Annotated in this window: 14 protein-coding genes and 1 pseudogene; 5 read left to right on the top strand and 10 right to left on the bottom strand. The window is 69.4% G+C overall.

The window, feature by feature from the left end:
• Nucleotides 1–500: 500 nt before the first annotated feature.
• On the bottom strand, nucleotides 501–1,976 hold the full coding sequence (locus tag ND747_RS04725; protein ID WP_251732074.1) for an NAD(P)H-quinone dehydrogenase: 1,476 nt from the start codon (nucleotides 1,974–1,976) through the stop codon (nucleotides 501–503).
• Between the two features lie 191 nt (nucleotides 1,977–2,167).
• On the opposite strand from ND747_RS04725, the gene ND747_RS04720 reads away from it, so the two are divergent.
• Nucleotides 2,168–2,608: a gamma-glutamylcyclotransferase gene (locus ND747_RS04720; protein ID WP_251732072.1), complete on the top strand. Its 441-nt coding sequence runs from the start codon at nucleotides 2,168–2,170 to the stop codon at nucleotides 2,606–2,608.
• A gap of 17 nt (nucleotides 2,609–2,625) precedes the next feature.
• On the opposite strand, the gene ND747_RS04715 is transcribed toward ND747_RS04720, so the two are convergent.
• The 4 genes from ND747_RS04715 to ND747_RS04700 all read right to left on the bottom strand — a co-directional run bounded on the left by ND747_RS04715 (nucleotide 2,626) and on the right by ND747_RS04700 (nucleotide 7,913).
• The gene (locus ND747_RS04715) at nucleotides 2,626–3,843 is read right to left on the bottom strand and encodes an amidohydrolase (RefSeq protein WP_251732070.1); all 1,218 of its coding nucleotides are present in this window, start codon (nucleotides 3,841–3,843) and stop codon (nucleotides 2,626–2,628) included.
• Between the two features lie 137 nt (nucleotides 3,844–3,980).
• Complete coding sequence (locus ND747_RS04710; protein ID WP_251732069.1) at nucleotides 3,981–5,282, bottom strand: glutamate--cysteine ligase; 1,302 nt, start codon at nucleotides 5,280–5,282, stop codon at nucleotides 3,981–3,983.
• Between the two features lie 99 nt (nucleotides 5,283–5,381).
• On the bottom strand, nucleotides 5,382–7,259 hold the full coding sequence (aspS, locus tag ND747_RS04705) for an aspartate--tRNA ligase (protein WP_251732067.1): 1,878 nt from the start codon (nucleotides 7,257–7,259) through the stop codon (nucleotides 5,382–5,384).
• Nucleotides 7,260–7,523: 264 nt separating this feature from the next.
• A complete protein-coding gene (locus ND747_RS04700) occupies nucleotides 7,524–7,913 on the bottom strand; it encodes a hypothetical protein (RefSeq protein ID WP_251732065.1) in 390 nt (129 codons plus the stop codon).
• 143 nt (nucleotides 7,914–8,056) lie between these two features.
• On the opposite strand from ND747_RS04700, the gene ND747_RS04695 reads away from it, so the two are divergent.
• The 3 genes from ND747_RS04695 to ND747_RS29185 all read left to right on the top strand — a co-directional run bounded on the left by ND747_RS04695 (nucleotide 8,057) and on the right by ND747_RS29185 (nucleotide 11,731).
• Complete coding sequence (locus ND747_RS04695) at nucleotides 8,057–8,821, top strand: purine-nucleoside phosphorylase (RefSeq protein ID WP_251732081.1); 765 nt, start codon at nucleotides 8,057–8,059, stop codon at nucleotides 8,819–8,821.
• Nucleotides 8,822–9,236: 415 nt separating this feature from the next.
• Nucleotides 9,237–11,237: a phospho-sugar mutase gene (locus ND747_RS04690; RefSeq protein WP_251732063.1), complete on the top strand. Its 2,001-nt coding sequence runs from the start codon at nucleotides 9,237–9,239 to the stop codon at nucleotides 11,235–11,237.
• 116 nt (nucleotides 11,238–11,353) lie between these two features.
• Nucleotides 11,354–11,731: a ClpX C4-type zinc finger protein gene (locus ND747_RS29185; protein WP_285899990.1), complete on the top strand. Its 378-nt coding sequence runs from the start codon at nucleotides 11,354–11,356 to the stop codon at nucleotides 11,729–11,731.
• Between the two features lie 73 nt (nucleotides 11,732–11,804).
• Here ND747_RS29185 and upp read toward each other — a convergent pair whose 3' ends face one another.
• Nucleotides 11,805–12,443 (bottom strand): uracil phosphoribosyltransferase, encoded by a 639-nt coding sequence (upp, locus tag ND747_RS04680; protein ID WP_251732062.1) that lies wholly within the window; start codon nucleotides 12,441–12,443, stop codon nucleotides 11,805–11,807.
• A gap of 194 nt (nucleotides 12,444–12,637) precedes the next feature.
• On the opposite strand from upp, the gene deoC reads away from it, so the two are divergent.
• Nucleotides 12,638–13,390: a deoxyribose-phosphate aldolase gene (deoC, locus tag ND747_RS04675; protein ID WP_374216140.1), complete on the top strand. Its 753-nt coding sequence runs from the start codon at nucleotides 12,638–12,640 to the stop codon at nucleotides 13,388–13,390.
• A 115-nt stretch (nucleotides 13,391–13,505) separates the two neighbouring features.
• Here the strand turns inward: deoC and ND747_RS04670 are convergent, their stop codons facing one another.
• The 4 genes and pseudogenes from ND747_RS04670 to ND747_RS04655 form a co-directional block, all read right to left on the bottom strand.
• Nucleotides 13,506–14,087 (bottom strand): DNA-3-methyladenine glycosylase I, encoded by a 582-nt coding sequence (locus ND747_RS04670; RefSeq protein WP_308204556.1) that lies wholly within the window; start codon nucleotides 14,085–14,087, stop codon nucleotides 13,506–13,508.
• Nucleotides 14,084–15,178 (bottom strand): adenosine deaminase, encoded by a 1,095-nt coding sequence (locus ND747_RS04665; RefSeq protein WP_374216141.1) that lies wholly within the window; start codon nucleotides 15,176–15,178, stop codon nucleotides 14,084–14,086. Before ND747_RS04665 ends, ND747_RS04670 begins: the two co-directional genes overlap by 4 nt.
• Before the next feature lie 909 nt (nucleotides 15,179–16,087).
• Nucleotides 16,088–17,395, bottom strand: a complete 1,308-nt coding sequence (locus ND747_RS04660) for a thymidine phosphorylase (protein WP_251732058.1) — start codon at nucleotides 17,393–17,395, stop codon at nucleotides 16,088–16,090.
• Between the two features lie 209 nt (nucleotides 17,396–17,604).
• Nucleotides 17,605–18,006: pseudogene (locus tag ND747_RS04655) on the bottom strand (cytidine deaminase); the annotation flags it as partial.
• Nucleotides 18,007–18,019 lie beyond the last annotated feature (13 nt).

The raw sequence follows: 18,019 nt of genomic DNA, 5'->3' as shown, positions 1-18,019 counted from the left end.
ACATCGCCTCGACACCCACCGCCATCACCAGCACCCCCTTCCCGACAAGAAAAAGCCGACAGAAAAAAGAACCGAAGAACACGACCGACCACAGAGACAGCAGATGCCAGCCGGCAGAAGGAACCACCGGACCCACCTACCATGCTCGAACGTGCATTCGAAGAGTAGACCAGGAGGCGCTCGCCGGCAACCCCCCACCACACCCTCGAAGAAACAGACATCAACCCACCGAAAACCACGACCACAACACCAAGAAAGAAGCACGGAAAAGCTGCCAACCCGGCGGCAAGAACGGACTCAAGGGGCTACGACCATAAGGCCGAGAAAAATTTGATCCGATCCGGCAGTAGATCCGGCGCCGCATCCGGCCTATGCTGAGGCCGCCGTCAAGATCAGAGAATCGTGCGCCGCACGGGCCACCACGTCGGCCGACGGCGGTAATCGCAACGCGTAGACCTGAGCCACTCACAGCACGGACGGCTCAGGCACAGCTCAGAGGATCAAGAGGGATTGTCGAAGCCGGCGAAGAAGTCGCGTGGTCGCAGGACCCGGGCCGCCTCGGTGATCGAGCCGGAGAGCGAGGGGTAGATGGAGAACGTATGGGCGATCTGGTCCACGGTCAGCCCGTGTTCGACCGCAAGCGAGACGGAAAGAATTAGTTCGGATGCTCGTGGTGCGACGATGACACCGCCAAGAACACTGCCACTCCCCGGCCGGCAGAACAGCTTGACAAAACCGTCTTGAATTCCCATCATCTTGGCACGAGGGTTCCTCGAAAGCGGCACAGTGGTAACCTCGGAAGCTACCGCCCCGGCATCCTTCATAACCTGCGTCATGCCGACGGTTGCGATCTCGGGCTCGGTGAAGATGTTGGAGGAGACGGTGCCCAGCCGCAGCGGGCTAACCGCTTCACCGAGCGCGTGCCACATCGCAATACGGCCCTGCATGGCTGCGACCGAGGCCAACGGCAGAACTCCGGTGCAGTCTCCTGCCGCGTAGACGCCGGGTACCGATGTGCGCGACATCCGGTCGACATTGACATAGCCACCCGGTCCGAGACGAACCCCAACGTCAGTAAGCCCGAGATCCCGCGTTCTCGGCACCGAGCCAACGGCCATGAGGGCGTGGCTGCCGGTGACCGTTCGACCGTCAGACAGCTCGACTATCACCCCGTCACCTATCCGCCGAACAGAGGAGGCTCGTGAGCGGTTGAGCACCTCAATCCCTCTGCGAACAAACACCTCTTCGACGACCCGGGCCGCGTCAAGATCCTCACCTGGCAGAACCCGATCACGGGAGGAAACCAGGGTCACCTCGGCGCCCAGAGCCCGGTACGCACTGGCGAACTCGGCTCCCGTCACGCCCGAACCGACGACGACAAGATGCTCCGGAATTTCCTTGAGGTCGTACAGATGACGCCATGTCAGGATCCGTTCACCGTCAGGCTGCGCGGTGGGCAAGATCCGGGGTGCGGCACCCGTCGCGATGAGAACGACATCGCCGACGAAGGTCTCACCGTTACTTGCCTCAACCGCGTGCGGGCCGACGAGTCGGCCGGTCGCGTGCACGACTTCGACCTTCTCCCGCTCGAGCCGCTGCTCGATGTCGAGGGACTGCGCCTTGGCAAGATCACGGACCCGCTCGTAGACCTGCACCGGGTCTACTCCGACGACCTCTGGGGGCGTGAGAGCAGGGACGTTCGGATCCCCAGGCATCCCCCAGGCAACCGCCGAGGTCGACGTGTCGATTATCACACCAGGGCTGTGTGGGCGGATGCCCAGTCCCGGAGCAAGCGCGAGATTCGTCATGGTCTCCGACGTTGCGATCAGCGCCTTCGAAGGAACGCAGTCCGTGAGCACACAGGCACCACCGACGCCGTCCGAGTCCACGACTGTTACCGAGGCGCCCAGGGCTGCCGCGACCAGTGCCGCCTCGTAGCCTCCTGGACCTCCACCGAGAATGACGATGCGTGTCACAAGCCCTCCCGATCCCGACCACTCCTACCTGTATTTTCCCCCTCCCGGATGGCGTCGCTCCTCCCGGTACTGACAGCTCCGTAGGATCGCAGGCGGAGTCTCCGTGGGGAGGGTGCCGTAGATCGCGAAGGTTCCAGTACCGACCAGCAACCTGTAGCCCTGGCAACGCACCGTCACCCCGAGAGACCATCATGACCTTGTACGCGGCATACGCCGGCAACCTCGACCCGGCTCAGATGAAGGAACGGACGCCCCACTCGCCCGTCACCGGCACCGGATGGATCAACGGGTGGCGGTTGACCTTCGGCGGAGAAGATGTCGGGTGGGACGGCGCACTCGCGACGATCGTCGAGGCGCCGGGCGCGCATGCCTACGCCCTTCTCTACGATCTTGATCGCTACGATCTGGAGCGACTCGACATCTGGGAGGGAGCGGACACCGGGCTGTACACCCGGATCCGCGTCCGCGTACACACTCTCGACGGAGAGGCCCTTGCCTGGACCTACGTGCTGAACTCCTATGAAGGCGGGCTGCCGTCTCGCTGGTATCTCAATATGATCGCGGACTCGGCCGAAAAGGCCGGCGCGCCAGCAGACTACGTTAACGAGTTGCGTTCCCGTCCAACTGCATAGCGTGAATTGATGGCCACTCAGTCGATGGCCGGTGGTCGCCGCAACAGCTCGAGAGCGGAGCCGGCCAGGAAGCGTATTCCCACGCCGATGGCCCGCTCGTCCACGTCGAAGGTGCCCTGGTGCAGATCGTGGATGGATCCACCGGGGACGCGGGTTCCGAGCCGGGCCAGGGCTCCGGGCACGTGGTTGAGGTACCAGCCGAAGTCCTCGCCGCCGAGAGACTGCGCGACTGTGGCCGACGCGCCGTGTCCCAGTGCGGCATCGACGACCTGTTGGAAGACGTCGACAACCTCGGCGTTGTTCACCACCGGGGGCACTCCACGGCGGTAGTCGACCACGATCTGCGCACCGTACGGCGCGACGAGCTCCTCCGCGAGCCGAGTCACCAGCGCTGGAACGGCGTCCCAGGTCTCCCGAGACAGGGTGCGCAGGGTGCCGCGTAGCTGGCCGGAGCGTGGGATGGCATTGGCCACGGTTCCGGCCTGGATCTGGCCCCACACCAGGGACAGGGCTGAACGCGGATCGACCAGACGTCCCAATGCGGCTGGTAGGTCCGCAGCCAGGCGCACCATCGCGTAAATCAGATCCACCGTGTTCTGCGGGCGCGACGTGTGGCCGCCGGGGCCTGCCATAGTGATCTCAAGAGCGTCCGCGGCAGAGGTGATTGGACCGGCTCGCAGACCGATGGTCCCCACGTCCAAAGCCGGATCACAGTGCACGGCGATCGCGGCGGACACCGGTTTGAGCACGCCAGCGTCGATCACGTCGAGCGCACCGCCCGGCATCAGTTCCTCCGCGGGTTGGAACACGAGTCGCACGGTTCCAGGCAGCGATACGGTCCGCGCATACTCGGCGAGCGCGAGACCGACACCAAGAGTGATTACCGTGTGCACGTCATGACCGCAGGCATGGGTGACACCGGGCACCGTCGACCGGTAGGGCACATCCTTGGCGTCCGGCAACGGTAGAGCATCCATGTCCGCCCGTACCAGGACGACGGGAACCGCGGGATCGCCGTCCGCCTCGGCACCGATGTCACACCACAGGCCGGGGACGTCCGGAAGTCGCTGGGGGTTCAGTCCGGCAGCTTGCAGCCTCACCTCCAGCTGGCCCGTGGTGCGGCGTTCCTGGCGGCCGAGCTCCGGATGGGAGTGCAGATCGCGACGCAGCGCGATCAGCTCGGATTCGTGGGCGGCCAGCCACCTTGTGACCGCGACGGTTTCGTGCGCCTCCATAGCCCGGCCGGGCACCTCTCTACTACCCCCACTCGCTGCGGACCCAGGACCAGGCCAGCTCCGGGACCAAAACCAGGACACCCAGGCGGGCCCGGACGCCTGTCCACCGCGGGCTGACCATCTTGCCCACGGCACGCTCACGCCGACGAGAACGGCCGCGACGCCAGTGGCGGTACCGACGACGGGTGCGATACCGATCCGTCTGCTCCCGCCGATCCCGCCGCCTCCGACACCGGCCCCGACACCGGCCCCGCCGGGGATGAGGACGACGGGACCGCAGCGGAGGGGAACGGACCGTCCACGATCGGACGACCGGCCTCCATCTCCGCCAGCAGGGTATCGACGACCGGGAAAAGATCCCCACCGGCCCGCCGGGCAACCTCTCGCTGGCGGGTGGAACTTCCCCCGACCTCGACTATGGACAGGACGTCCGCCAGCTCCCCGGCGCAGCCAAGCCGGTGCGCAACCGGAAGGAGATCCTCCACCAGATCGATGATGTCATCCCGGACCGACCGGACCGCGCCCTGGCCGTCGATCATGATGTGCGCGTCGAGGCCGTAGCGTGCCGCGCGCCACTTGTTCTCCTGGACGAGCCAGCGCTTCGGCGTGGGCAGGCGGTAGCCGCGATCGATCTGGGTGTTCATCCGGTCCACGAGACACTGGGCGAGGGCGGCGACTGCGCCGACCTCCATCAGGGTGGGCAGACCGTCACAGATCCGCAGCTCGACGGTGCCGAAGTTCGGATGTGGCCGGATATCCCACCAGATCTCGCGAATCGTCTCAATGGTTCCAGAGGCGATGAGCGTCCCCATGAACGCCTCGAACCCGGGCCAGTCGTCCAACGGGTACGGCAGCCCGGCGGTCGGCAGGCTGGCGAACACCTGCGACCGGGAGGAGGCCAGTCCGGTGTCGTCACCCAGCCAGTAGGGCGAGGAGGCGGACAGGGCGAGAAAGTGCGGGATGTACGCCATCAGCGCGTTCATGATGGGCATGGCCTTGTCCGGCGACCGGACGCCGACATGCACATGCACTCCGAAGATCAGCAGGCGCCGGGCCATCCACTGCATCTGCGAGACGAGCTTGGCATACCGGTCGTCCTCCGTGATCCGCTGGCTGGCGTAGTCGCTGATCGGATGGGTGCCGCTGCACATGAGTCCGAGGCCACGCCGTTCCGCCAGATCGCGCAGGACGGACATGGTGCCGGCGAGATCGGCGGTGGCCTCACCCACCGACCCGCAGACGCCCGTGATCACCTCGATCGTGGAGTCGAACAGCTCGTGCTTGGCCTTCGCCGCGTCCTGTTCCCCGATCTTGGTACGCAGCTCGTCGAGGATCGCACTCGCATCGCCGCGCAACTGCCGGGTCCGGTAATCGACCAGCTGCAGCTCCCACTCGATACCAAGGCTCGAGCTGGTGGACGATGAGAAGGGAATCCGCACGCGGGCTCCTCGGATCGGGGCCGGTATCGGCCTCGGGCAGCCGTCGCCAATCCGCCACGCATGCGGACCGCACGAGGTGACTACCCTTTCGACCGACGGTTACCCGCCCGACTTCGCCCCAGAACCAGCCGAAGATCCAGATCCCGCGGCAGTACCGGACCCGGCCGAAGCAGCTGCGGCCACGACCCTAACCCCGAGCTCGCGCAGCTGGCGGTCGGCGACCGGCGTCGGCGCGCCGGTGAGCGGGTCCAGGCCCGACTGGGTCTTCGGGAAAGCGATCACCTCGCGGATGTTCTCCTCCCCGGCGAGGATCGCCACCAGCCGGTCGATGCCGACGGCGAAGCCACCATGCGGCGGGGCGCCGTAGCCGAACGGGGTGAGGAAGAAACCGAAGCGGGCGTTCGCCTCCTCGGGCGTGATGCCCAGCAGACCAAAGATGCGCTGCTGCAGCTCGCTCTCGTGGATTCGGATCGAACCGGAACCGAGCTCCCACCCGTTGAGCACCAGGTCATAGGCCCGACTACGTACCGAGAGCGGGTCGGACTCCATCTTTTCCAGGTCGTCGGGATGCGGCCGGGTGAACGGGTGATGGCCGGGTTTGGGCCGTCCGGTCACCGTGTCGATTCCGACGAACAGCGGGAAGTCGACCACCCAGACGAACCGCAGCGGCCCCTGGCCCGCGGGGGGCCGGCCAAGGTCGTTGCGCAGCTGCCCGAGCACCTCGCAGGCGGTCGCCCACTCGTCTGCGACGAGCAGCAGCAGGTCGCCCTCGACCGCCGACGTCGCGGCAACGATGCCCGCGGCCTCGGTGTCCGAGAGGAACTTGCGTACCGGCGACTCGAGCGCGCCGTCCGCGCCGACCCGCATCCAGACCAGGCCCTTGGCGCCCAGCGACTTGGCCCGGTCGGTGAGGTCGTCCAGTTTCCGCCGGTTGTGGCCGGCCGACCCGCCGGGCACCCGGATGCCCTTGATCGCGGCCGCGCCGGCGAACGCCTTGAAACCGCTGTCGGCGAAGATCGCGGTGAGCTCGACGAGTTCCAGGCCGAAGCGCAGGTCGGGCTTGTCCACGCCGAACCGGTTCATCGCCTCGTGCCAGGTGATCCGCTCGATTGCCGGCACCTCGCCACCCACGACGGTGCGGGCGGCGGCGAGCACCGCCGCGCTGATCACGTCCAGGATGTCGTCCTGGTCGACGAAGCTCATCTCGATGTCGAGCTGGGTGAACTCGTACTGCCGGTCGGCACGCAGGTCCTCGTCGCGCAGGCAGCGGGCGAACTGGAAGTACCGGTCGGTGCCGCCGACCATGAGCAGCTGCTTGAACAGCTGCGGCGACTGCGGCAGTGCGTAGAAACTGCCCGGGAACTGCCGGGACGGGACGATGAACTCCCGTGCCCCCTCCGGCGTGGACGGCATGAGCAGCGGCGTCTCGACCTCGACGAAGTCCAGCGGCGCCAGCGCTGCCCGCATCGCACCCAGCACCGCCGAGCGGGTACGCAGGTTGCGCTGCATCCGCTCACGCCGAAGGTCGAGGTAGCGGTAGGCCAGCCGGGTGGACTCGTCCACCGCGTCGGCCCGGTCGTCCAGGGGGAACGGCGGCGGCGTGGCGGTGGACAGGATCTCCACCGTGCAGTCGCGCAGCTCGATCTCGCCGGTGGCAAGCCCCGGGTTCGACGTTCCCTCGGGCCTGATCACCACCGTGCCGGTGATCCGCAGCACGTACTCCGAGCGGACGTCGACCGAGCCGTCGACGACGACCTGGACGAGCCCGGAGTGGTCGCGCAGGTCGACGAAAGTCAGCGCCGCACCGTGCTGGCGGCGATGCGCCACCCAGCCGCAGACGGACACCGTCTGGCCGACCTGATTGGCCCGCAGGTCACCGCACAGGTGTGTGCGCATGGCGGTGCGCCGCCCGGCAGCCGGGATGTTCTCCCGTCCCGCAGTCGGTAGCTCGCCGGTGGCCGGCTGGGTTGAAGTCATCGGTCCGTCGTTCCCATCGCTGTTCGGTTCGGCCCACCGCGCCGCGGACGCCCGCCGTGGGTTCCACGCCGACCCTATCGGCCGCCGCCCGGTGACGGTCCGTCCAGGCCGCCGGCGGGCCGCCCCGCTTAACACCGGCCAGTCCCGCGCCGCCCGCTCAACCGGCACCTCCGGCCGACCTTCGTGGGGACGGCAAGCTTCGTGGGGACGGACTTCCTGGCGACGCCGGACTTCCTGGCGACGGGCTTCCTAGCGACGGGCTTCCTAGCGACGCAGTGCCCGGATGAACCGGACGACCTCAGAACGCAGCCGCGTCGGTACCCGTAGCACCTGCGGGCCACGCGGTGAGCTCAGCTCCACCGTGATGACATCCCCATGCCGGACCCCACGGGACGCCGCCACCTCACGACGGTCGAACACGACGTCAAACCAGTCCCCTTCGCGGGGAAAGGGCGCGACGACCAGCAGCCGTCGATCGGTCAGCACGATCCAGCGGGACGCACCGACGCGACGTCCGACAAAGGCCTCCGCCTTCGCCGTGAACCGACCGGCACCCTCAGGGTCGGTCAGCCGGCCGCGCAGCACCACCTCGGTGAACTCGCCCGGTTCGAGCGGGATGTCCGGCAGACGGCGATGGGACGGCAACAGAGGCACGGGTGCCAGTCTCCCCCACCGACCCGTACAGTCGCCGCGTGCAGGACCAGTCGCAGCACACGGAGCAGCCAGAACGGGTAGTCCAAGCGGGTCACCCAACACCGCCGGAACAGCCACCAGACGCGGCGCGGTCGGCATCCCGTCTGGCGGAACTGACCGGTGCCGCGGGACATGAAGTGGCGATCATGCTGGGTTCCGGCTGGCGCTCTGCGGCCGATGTTCTGGCAGGCCAGGCGGACGACGTCGTCGATGTGACATTCGCGCAGCTCGGTGGCTTCCCGACCGGAACGACCGTGGCTGGCCACCAGCCCTCGGCGCGGTCGATGCGCTTCGGTGCACGCCGGCTGCTCGTCTTCCTCGGCCGGGTGCACGCCTACGAGGGCCATGACCTGTCCAGGGTGGTGCACGCCGTACGACTGTCCTGTGCGGCCGGTGCCACCACGGTCGTGCTCACGAACGCCGCCGGCGGACTGCGCGCCGGCCTGCAGATCGGCCAGCCCGTGCTCATCGCCGACCATCTGAACCTCACCGGCCGCTCCCCGCTGGTCGGGCCCAGGTTCACCGATCTGACCGACGCCTACGCGCCGCGGCTGCGTGCCCTCGCCCGTGGGGTCGACCCCTCGCTCGCCGAAGGGGTCTACGCCGGCCTGCCCGGGCCTAACTACGAGACACCAGCAGAGATCCGCATGCTGCGCACGCTGGGCGCCGACCTGGTCGGCATGTCCACCGTGCACGAGACGATCGCCGCCCGGGCGCAGGGCGCGCAGGTTCTCGGCCTCTCCCTGGTGACGAACCTCGCCGCCGGCCTGACCGACGCCCCACTGGATCACCGGGAGGTCCTCACCGCCGGCGCGGCCTCAGCCGAACGCATGGGCCAGCTGCTCGCAAGCCTCGCCACCCGCCTCTGACGCCACGTCGCCACGTCGCCACCGACCCTGCTCTCGGCCTCGACTTCGGCCCTGGCCTCGGCTTCGGCCCTGGCACCGACACCGGCTTCGGCTTCGGCTTCGGCTTCGGCTTCGGCTTCGGGCGAAAACCTTCCGTATCCATGCCAATGCCCGATGCAGCGAATCCCGTGTCGACGGACCACAAGACCGAGCGAGCTTCACAAGATCGCGATCCTGCCGAGGCTTGGTGAAGAATCCGAGGAGACAATCCTTCTCCAAGCCTCGGCACGTTTGAGCGATCATCCGACTACAGCAAAACGTCGGGGCGGCACGTCGCGCGACACTGTCATCTGACGGCACGGGCCAAGGTCGGCACGGGCCAAGGTCGGCACGGGATCCGTGCACAGCGCCGAGCTGGGCCAGGCCTGGTGCGAAGTTGTCCAGATCCGAGGAGGTGGGCATCGTGCCGCCAGCGGAACTGCCGTTGGCACTCGCCGAGGCGGTCCAGACATGGCTGGCGGCCGACCCCGACGCGGACGACCGGCAGGAGCTGGCCCGGCTGCGCATCGCTGCCAGTAGCGACCCCGCAGCACTCGACCGGCTGGCGGCATGCTTCCGGGCTCCGCTGCAGTTCGGCACGGCCGGTCTGCGCGGTCCGCTACGGCCGGGACCCGCGGGGATGAACACGGCCGTCGTTCGACGGGCCACCGCAGGCCTCACCGCCTGGCTTCTGTCGGACGATGGCCCACCGTCGGACGGTGACCCACCGTCGGACAAGGGCCCGCTGACGGACAAGGGCCCACCGTCGGACGACGGTCGAAGCGATGGTCCGGACGTGCCGCTGGTCGTCGTCGGGTATGACGCGCGGCATCGCAGTGCGGCGTTCGCGCTCGACGCCGCACGGGTGGTCGCCGGGGCGGGGCTGCGGGTACTGGTGCTGCCCGAGGCGCTGCCGACCCCGGTGCTGGCGTTCGCCGTGCGGCGGCTGCGCGCCCATGCCGGCATCATGATCACGGCAAGTCACAACCCGGCCGGCGACAACGGTTACAAGGTGTATCTCGGTGGGGGCAGAACCGCGGACGACCCGGGTTGGGGTGCGCAGCTGGTCACTCCGGCCGATCAGGAGATCGAACGCCGCATCGCCCAGGCCGGCCCGGCCGCCGCCCTCCCCCTCAGCGACCACTGGCGACGTCTCGACCAGGGCATCGTCACGCAGTACATCCACGCCGCCGCGGCCGCCGCGCTCGCCCTGGCGGCTTCCACGACCCGCGATCCGGCGGTCCCGGCCGGTTCCCGAGCCACCGGCTCCCCCGTCACCGACACCCAGACCACCAGCGCCCAGACCACCAGCGTCCAAGTCGCCAGCGTCCAAGTCGACGACGATGACGATGATCAGCTTGTCGTCGTCTACACGCCCCTGCACGGAGTAGGTGGACGGGTGCTGGCCGAGGTGTTCGCGGCCGCCGGGGCCGCCGCCCCGATCGTCGTCGAGGAGCAGGCCGAGCCCGATCCGGATTTTCCGACCGTCCGCTGGCCGAACCCGGAGGAGCCCGGCGCGCTGGACCGGGCGCTGGCCCTCGCCGACCGGGTCAACGCCGACCTGGTGATCGCCACCGATCCGGATGCGGACCGGTGTGCCGTCGCGGTCGGCGGCCGGCTGCTGACCGGAGACGAGATCGGGCTGCTGCTGGCCGACCTGGTGCTGGCCAACCGGCCGGGACCGGTGGCGACGACGGTGGTCAGCTCCCGCAGCCTGCACGCCCTGGCCGACGAGCGGGGCACGCCGCACCACGAGACCCTCACCGGCTTCAAGTGGATCATGCGAGCTGACCCGCGGCTGGCCTTCGGCTACGAGGAGGCTCTCGGCTACGCGCTCGCCCCGGACCTCGTCCGCGACAAGGACGGGATCACCGCGGCCCTGGCCGTCGTCCTGCTCGCCGCCGCGACACGGCAGCGTGGCCGGACCCTGCTAGATCTGCTCGACGACCTGGCCGCCCGCCTCGGCGTACACATCACCGCGCAGCACTCGGTCCGCTTCGCCGCCCCCGACCGGATCGCCGCCGTGATGCACCGACTGCGCGCCACCCCGCCGTCCCATCTGGACGGCCTGCCGGTGACCGGACGGCGCGACCTGCTCTGTCCCGGACGACCGAGCCTGGGCGCGGAGGCGGAGGCGGAGGCGGAGGCGGAGGCGGAGGCGGAGCTGCCCCCGGCGGACGTGCTGATGCTGTTCCTCGGCACCGATCGGGTGATCTTCCGCCCAAGCGGAACCGAACCGAAGCTCAAGGCCTATCTCGAGGTCGTCGAGCCGGTGCCGGGCGCGACGCCGGCCGCCGTCGGCCCGGCCCGTGCGCGCGCGCAGACCCGCCTGACCGCCCTGGTCTCAGCCGTCAACGAGTTGCTGACCGAACTCGACGACGGTCTCCGTCCCGGATGACGCACGAGGACGGTTTCCGTCCCGGATGATGCATGAGCTCAAGGCGACGCGCCGACGGACCCAGGCGCGTCAAGGCAACCTTGACGAAACAAAGTCGTCAAGGATAGCCTGACGCAATGGCGAGCACACGGAACCCGGTTCCAGGTGAGGGCCGGCTGGAGACGTTGCGCTGCTCGTTCTGCACCAAGGACAAGGCCGCAGTGGGCAAGCTGGTGGCCGGCCCGGGTGTCTACATCTGTAACGAGTGCGTGGACCTGTGCAATCTGATCATTGCCGAGGAGCCCACGCCCGGGTTCGGCTCCTGGGACGAGCGACCGGATGACGACCTACTGACCGGCCTCGCCAAGGTTCAGGCGGTGGCTGCCCAGGCCGATGCCGCAGTCCACGACTACGTGGACGTCCTGCGCCGCCGGAGCATCAGCTGGACTCGGATCGGAGCGGCACTCGGCGTGTCCAAGCAGGCGGCCTGGGAACGGTTCTCCGGCGAGGACTGACCGGTTGCCCCGGGGCGCCTTCTCATCGACCCGTCCAGGTCGGTGGCGCCGAGCGAAGAGCGCTCGCCAGGGGTCAGAAGACGCCGTAGATGCGGTCGCCGGCATCGCCGAGACCGGGGACGATGTAGGCGATGTCGTTGAGGCGTTCGTCGACGGCGGCCACGACGACGGTGAGGTCCGCCGCGGCTTCGGCCGGCAGGCCGGATTCCAGCGCGGCCAGCCCTTCGGGCGCAGCCACGACGGACACGAGCGTCACTGCCCGCGCGCCGTGGTGGTGCAGCAGGCGCAGGCAGTGCAGGGCCGAGCCGCCGGTGGCGAGCATCGGGTCGAGCAGCAGTACCGGCCGGCCGGTCAGCTCGTCGGGCAGGGCCTCGAGATAGACCCTCGGCTGGTGGGTGGTCTCGTCCCGGGACAGGCCGAGGAACGCCGTGTGGGCTTCGGGCAGCAGCGCGAGTGCGGCGGGCAGCATGCCGAGGCCGGCGCGCAGCACGGGTGCGACCACCGGCTCGGCGGCCAGGCGCACCCCGGCGGTGGTTGCCAGCGGGGTCGTCACCGTCACCGGCATGGTGGGCAGGGTGCGGGTCGCCTCGTAGACCAGCATGGTGGCGAGCTCGTGTAGGACCGGCCGGAAGCGGGCCCGGGAGGTGCGCTCGTCGCGCAGGACGGTCAGTGACGAGGCGACCAGCGGATGGTCGACGACGTACAGGTGCACGGACTGACTCCTCGGGCGAACGAAGCGGCGAAGGTGCGGACAGTGGGCCGTGGTGCGGCCGGCGAGCGGCGACGCGGCTGATGACCGGTAACGCGGCCGATGACCGGTAGCGCGGCCGATGACCGGTAGCGCGGCCGATGGGCAGTGCCGCGGTCGATCGGCAATGGGCCGGTCGGTCGGCAATGATGCAACGTATGACAGACGTTCCCGCCAGCCCCGATCGTCCAACCAGGGAGTCCGGGAACCCCCCGGCCGCGATGGGGCTGCGGCGGGCGGAGGTTGCCCGCATCATCGACCACACGCTGCTGGCACCGGCCGCAACCGGCGAGGAGGTGCTGACACTGTGCGCCGAGGCGGCGAAGCTCGGCGTCGGCGCGGTCTGCGTCGCCCCGACCCATGTGTACCTGGCCGCGGCCAGTGCCCGCCGGGACGGGCAGCCTGAGCAGCCGGCCTTTGCCGTCGCCTCGGTGGTCGGGTTTCCGCACGGCAACCACCTGACGGTGATCAAGGCCGAGGAGGCCCGCCGGGCCGTGGCGGACGGCGCCACCGAGATCGACATGGTGATCGACATCGCGAACGCCATGGACGAGAACTGGCGCGCGATCGAGACCGAGATCAGCGAGGTGCGGCTGTCCGTGCCGCCGCACGTGGTGCTCAAGGTGATCCTGGAGACGGCGCTGCTGCCCGACGCGAACATCGTCTCCGCCTGTCGGGCCGCCGAGGCCGGCGGGGCGGAGTACGTCAAGACCTCGACGGGGTTCCATCCCGCCGGCGGGGCGAGCGTGCGGGCGGTGCGCTCGATGGCAGGTGCCGTCGGCGGCCGACTGGGGATCAAGGCCTCGGGCGGCATCCGGACCGCCGAGCAGGCCACGACCCTGCTTGAGGCCGGCGCGACCCGGCTTGGCCTGTCCGCCTCCGCCGACGTCCTGGCCGGTTTCCCCGCCTAGGCCGCCTCGGCCCGGCGACGGGCGACCAAGCGGAGAGCCGCTCACCGGAGGGCAGCCGGACGCAGGGCCGCCGGCCGGCGGGCGATCCTGCGGTAGGCGCCCGGCGGCCGGGCGCCTAGTCGGCGGGGGCACGCGGCACCCAGCAGGTGGCGAGGTGGTCGTCCACCAGGCCGCAGGCCTGCATGAGCGCGTAGGCGGTGGTCGGGCCGATGAAGACGAACCCAGCTGCCCGCAGCGCCTTGGCCAGCGCCACCGAGACGGGTGTCGTCGCCGGGACGTCGGCGAGGCTGCGCGGGCGGGGAGCCGCGGGCGGCTGGTGGGCCCAGACCAGATCGCCGAGTGGCACGTCAAGGTTGAGTACGGCCCGGGCATTGACGATCGTGGCCTCGATCTTGCGCCGGTTGCGGACGATGCCGGCATCACCGAGCAGCCGCTCGACGTCATGCGGACCGTAGTCGGCGACGACGGCCGGGTCGAACTCGGCGAAGGCGGCCCGGAACGCGGGCCGTTTGCGCAGGATCGTGAGCCACGACAGCCCGGACTGGAACGCCTCCAGCGTGATCCGCTCGAACAGCCCGACCGTGTCCCGTACCGGCCGACCCCACTCGCTGTCGTGATACTCGATGTACTCGGGCGCGGACAGACCCCAGGGGCACCGGGCCTGTCCGTCCGCGCCGACCACCGCACCCTCGCTCACCGGGCGTACTCCTCCTGCGCATCTGGCGCCGCGTACGGCGCGAAACCGGGTTTGATGACGGTGTTGATGAGGTCGAGCCGCTCGTCGAACGGCAGGAACGCCGACTTCATCGCGTTGAGGGTGAGCCAGCGGACATCCGACCAGCCGTAGCCATGTACCTGTGCGAGAGTCGCGAACTCACTCGACAGCGACACCCCGCTCATCAGCCGGTTGTCGGTGTTCACCGTGACCCGGAAGTGCAGCCGACGCAGCAGGGCGATCGGATGACGCTCGATGCTCGGGGCCGCACCCGTGTGCACGTTCGACGAGGGGCACATCTCCAGCGGCACCCGCACGTCCCGCACATAGGCGGCAAGGTCGCCGAGGATCGCCCTGCCGTCCGGATCGACGGTGATGTCGTCGACGATGCGCACCCCGTGCCCAAGCCGATCGGCGTTGCACCACTGCACCGCCTCCCAGATGGACGGCAGCCCGAACGCCTCACCGGCGTGGATCGTGAAGTGCCCGTTGGCCCGTGCGATGTACTGGAACGCGTCCAGATGCCGGGTGGGTGGGTAGCCGGCTTCGGCGCCGGCGATGTCGAACCCGGCCACGCCGGCATCGCGCCAGCGCACCGCCAGCTCCGCGATCTCCAGCGACCGTGCCTGGTGGCGCATCGCCGTGAGCAGCGCGCGGATTCGCAACCGGGTGCCCTCGGCGCCGGCACGGAACCCGTCAAGCACCGCCTCGACCACGCCGTCCAGCGACAGACCCCGCTCGACGTGCAGCTCGGGGGCGAAGCGCACCTCGGCGTAGACGATGCCGTCGGCGGCGAGGTCCTCGGCGCACTCCCGGGCGACGCGGCGGATCGCCTCCGGCGTCTGCATCACGGCGACCGTGTGCCGAAACGCCTCCAGGTACCGGACCAGCGAACCGCTGTATGCTCCCCCGCGAAACCAGCCGTCGAGCTCGACCACATCCACCGTTGGCAGCTCCCGGTAGCCGGCCTCCTGCGCGAGCTCGATCACGGTGGACGGCCGCAGCCCACCGTCCAGATGATCGTGCAGCAGCACCTTGGGCACCCGCCGAATCTCCTCGATGCCGAGCACCACGGACTCCGCCGCACCGACGGTGACGATGGTGGAGTTACTACGCACCGCTCTGGCTGCTGTCCCGGCTGCTGGTGACCCGGCAGTCGTTGTCCCAGTCGGTGCCTCGGCGGTCGGTGCCTCGGCGATCGGTGCCCCGGCGATCGGTGCCCCGGCGGTCGGTGCCCCGGCGGTCGGTGCCCCGGCGGTCGGCGCCCCGGCGGTCGGTGTGCTGATGCTCGGCAACGTCTCCTCCGTCTCCAGCCCGACGGTAGGCCACGGGTCCGACAGAACCAGACCTGCCGCGCGGCGTCGCCGGCCGGGCGTCGGCGACATCGACCAGCGACGCTCCGCCATTCCTTCACCGCCGGCAACCCCAGCGGTGGAGGCTACGGCGATAAACCGGACATTAACCATCCCCTGCCACGCAAGATCCGCCCATCCAGGTCGTCGTAGTCGACCGAAAGGACACGAGTACTCCTATGACGACCCGTATAGCCCACTCGCGCAACAAAGTGCGCATATCACCCACATGACAACACGCGGCCACCAGACCGTTTCCTGTGGATCTTCGATCAGCGCCGCCATCTACAAGTAGTAACCATGAGACGACCGATTGCGTATCTAGCGACGCCATCGCCACCCTGCCCGATGCCACCCACCGATTCGTGGTCGCTCAGCCCGGTTATCACCGTGCCCAGCGACCACCGATCGCCCCCTGACCGTGCCAGCACCGTGATCCACGGAAGCTGCCGAGTGCGACGGAACACGGCAACCGACAGACCCGGTAGACCGCAGGTCAGACGGGGCTATAACGGTCATAAGGGATCAGAACAGTCAGGCTGGATCAGGCAGGATCGGAACGGCCAGACGGGATCGGAACGGCCAGACGGTATCGGAACGGCCAGACGGGATCGGAACGGTCAGACGGGGTCAGGCGCGGACGCGTTCGAGGATCAGCGGGGGCACGGTGACGGGGGGCACCTCGGGTGCGATGGTGATCGCGTCGGCGAGGGCTGCCCGGGCCCGGCCAAGGGCTGCGGGGTCGTCGGTGTGCAGCTCGAGCAACGGTTCGCCGGCCACGACCGGATCGCCGAGGCCGGCGTGCCACCGAACGCCGGCGACCGGAGACACCGGGTCCTCCTTACGGGCTCGCCCGGCCCCGAGCCGCCAGGCAGCAATCCCGACCGCCCGGGCGTCGAGCCTGGTCAGGTAGCCACTGACCGGCGCGGGCAGGACCGCAACGGTGGACGCATGTGGCAGAACCGCCGCCGGATCGCCGCCCTGCGCCGCGACCATCGCCTGCCACACCGGATAGGCCGCGCCGGACGCCAGCACCTGCGCCGGATCGACCCGATCGACCTGATTCCCTGAGGAGTCGGCGAGTTCGATCATCATCCGGGCCAGGGTGACGGTGATCTCGATCAGATCCGCGGGACCGCCGCCGCGCAGGGTCTCGACGGCCTCCGCGACCTCGAGTGCGTTGCCCGCCGTGCGGCCCAGGGGGACGTCCATCGCCGTGAGCAGGGCTTCGGTACGCACCCCGGCGGCGGTCCCGAGGTCGACCATGGTCCGGGCGAGCAGGCGGGCGTCGGCGATGGCAGGCAGGAACGCGCCGGCGCCCACCTTGACGTCCAGCACCAGCGCCGACGTTCCCTCGGCGATCTTCTTGCTCATGATGGACGACGCGATCAACGGGATCGACTCGACGGTCCCCGTCACGTCCCGCAGGGCGTAGAGGCGCCGGTCGGCCGGAGCGAGCCCACCGCCGGCCGCGCAGATCACCGCACCGATGTCGGCAAGCTGGCGGCGCATCCGTCCGGGCGGCAGCTCGGCCTGCCAACCGGCGATCGACTCCATTTTGTCCAGCGTGCCACCAGTATGACCAAGGCCACGTCCGGACAGCTGTGGGACGGCGACGCCGCAGGCCGCCACCAGGGGCACGAGCACCAGGGACACCTTGTCACCGACCCCGCCGGTGGAGTGCTTGTCGACGGTGGGACGTCCGATGCCGGCGAGATCGAGCCGCTCACCGCTGTCGATCATCGCCGTGGTCCAGCGGTGCAGCTCGTCGGGGGCCATCCCGCGCCACACGACCGCCATCAGGTACGCGGACATCTGTTCGTCGGCGATCCGGCCGTGGGTGTAGGCGTCGATCAGCCAGTCGACGGCGTCCGCCGACACCGGCCGGCCGTCCCGTTTGGCCCGGATGAGGTCGACGACGTCGAACGCCTCGCTCATGGCCGCCCGCCCAGGTCGTCCAACACGCCCGGGACGGCGGCCGGTCGCCCCGGATCGACGGTTTCCGGCAGGTTTGCGGTCTCCGGCAGGTCTGCGGTCTCCGGCAGGTCGACGGGCTCCACCGAATCGACGGGCTCCGGCAGATCGACGGGCTCCGGCAGATCGACGGGCTCCGCCGAATCGAAGGGCTCCGCCGAATCGACGGGCTCCGGCAGATCGACGGGGCCGAACGCGCCGGGAAGGAGATCGGCCAGGCGGCGCGCACCGTCCGCACCGGCGATCAGCAGCTCCGGGCCACCGTGTTCATAGAGCACCTGCCGGCACCGGCCGCACGGCGCAAGCAGTCGCCCGGACGCATCGACGCAGACCAATGCCACAAGTTTGCCACCGCCCCGGGCATGCAGCGCCGAGACCAGCCCACACTCGGCGCACAGCGTCAGACCGTAGGACGCGTTCTCGACATTGCAGCCGGTGACGACCCATGGCTCACCCGCCCCACGCCCGACCACCAGAGCCGCCGCGCCCACCCGCAGCCCGGAGTACGGCGCATAGGCCCGGGCGGCGACACGCACCGCGGCATCGGTCAGCCGCTGCCACACCTTGTCGTTCACACCCACCCCACCC

The organism is Frankia sp. R82 (genome assembly GCF_023716925.1).
In the GTDB taxonomy this organism is placed as follows: domain Bacteria; phylum Actinomycetota; class Actinomycetes; order Frankiales; family Frankiaceae; genus Frankia.
Note: the sequence above shows the minus strand (reverse complement) of the source record. Positions and strands in the feature narration are given on the sequence as shown.

Excerpts from the sequence above, each read along its gene's own strand:
- ND747_RS04715 (WP_251732070.1), bottom strand. The coding sequence starts at position 3,843 with ATGGAGGCGCACGAAACCGTCGCGGTCACAAGGTGGCTGGCCGCCCAC.
- deoC (WP_374216140.1), top strand. The coding sequence starts at position 12,638 with ATGACAGACGTTCCCGCCAGCCCCGATCGTCCAACCAGGGAGTCCGGG.
- aspS (WP_251732067.1), bottom strand. The coding sequence starts at position 7,259 with ATGACTTCAACCCAGCCGGCCACCGGCGAGCTACCGACTGCGGGACGG.
- ND747_RS04660 (WP_251732058.1), bottom strand. The coding sequence starts at position 17,395 with ATGAGCGAGGCGTTCGACGTCGTCGACCTCATCCGGGCCAAACGGGAC.
- ND747_RS04720 (WP_251732072.1), top strand. The coding sequence starts at position 2,168 with ATGACCTTGTACGCGGCATACGCCGGCAACCTCGACCCGGCTCAGATG.
- ND747_RS29185 (WP_285899990.1), top strand. The coding sequence starts at position 11,354 with ATGGCGAGCACACGGAACCCGGTTCCAGGTGAGGGCCGGCTGGAGACG.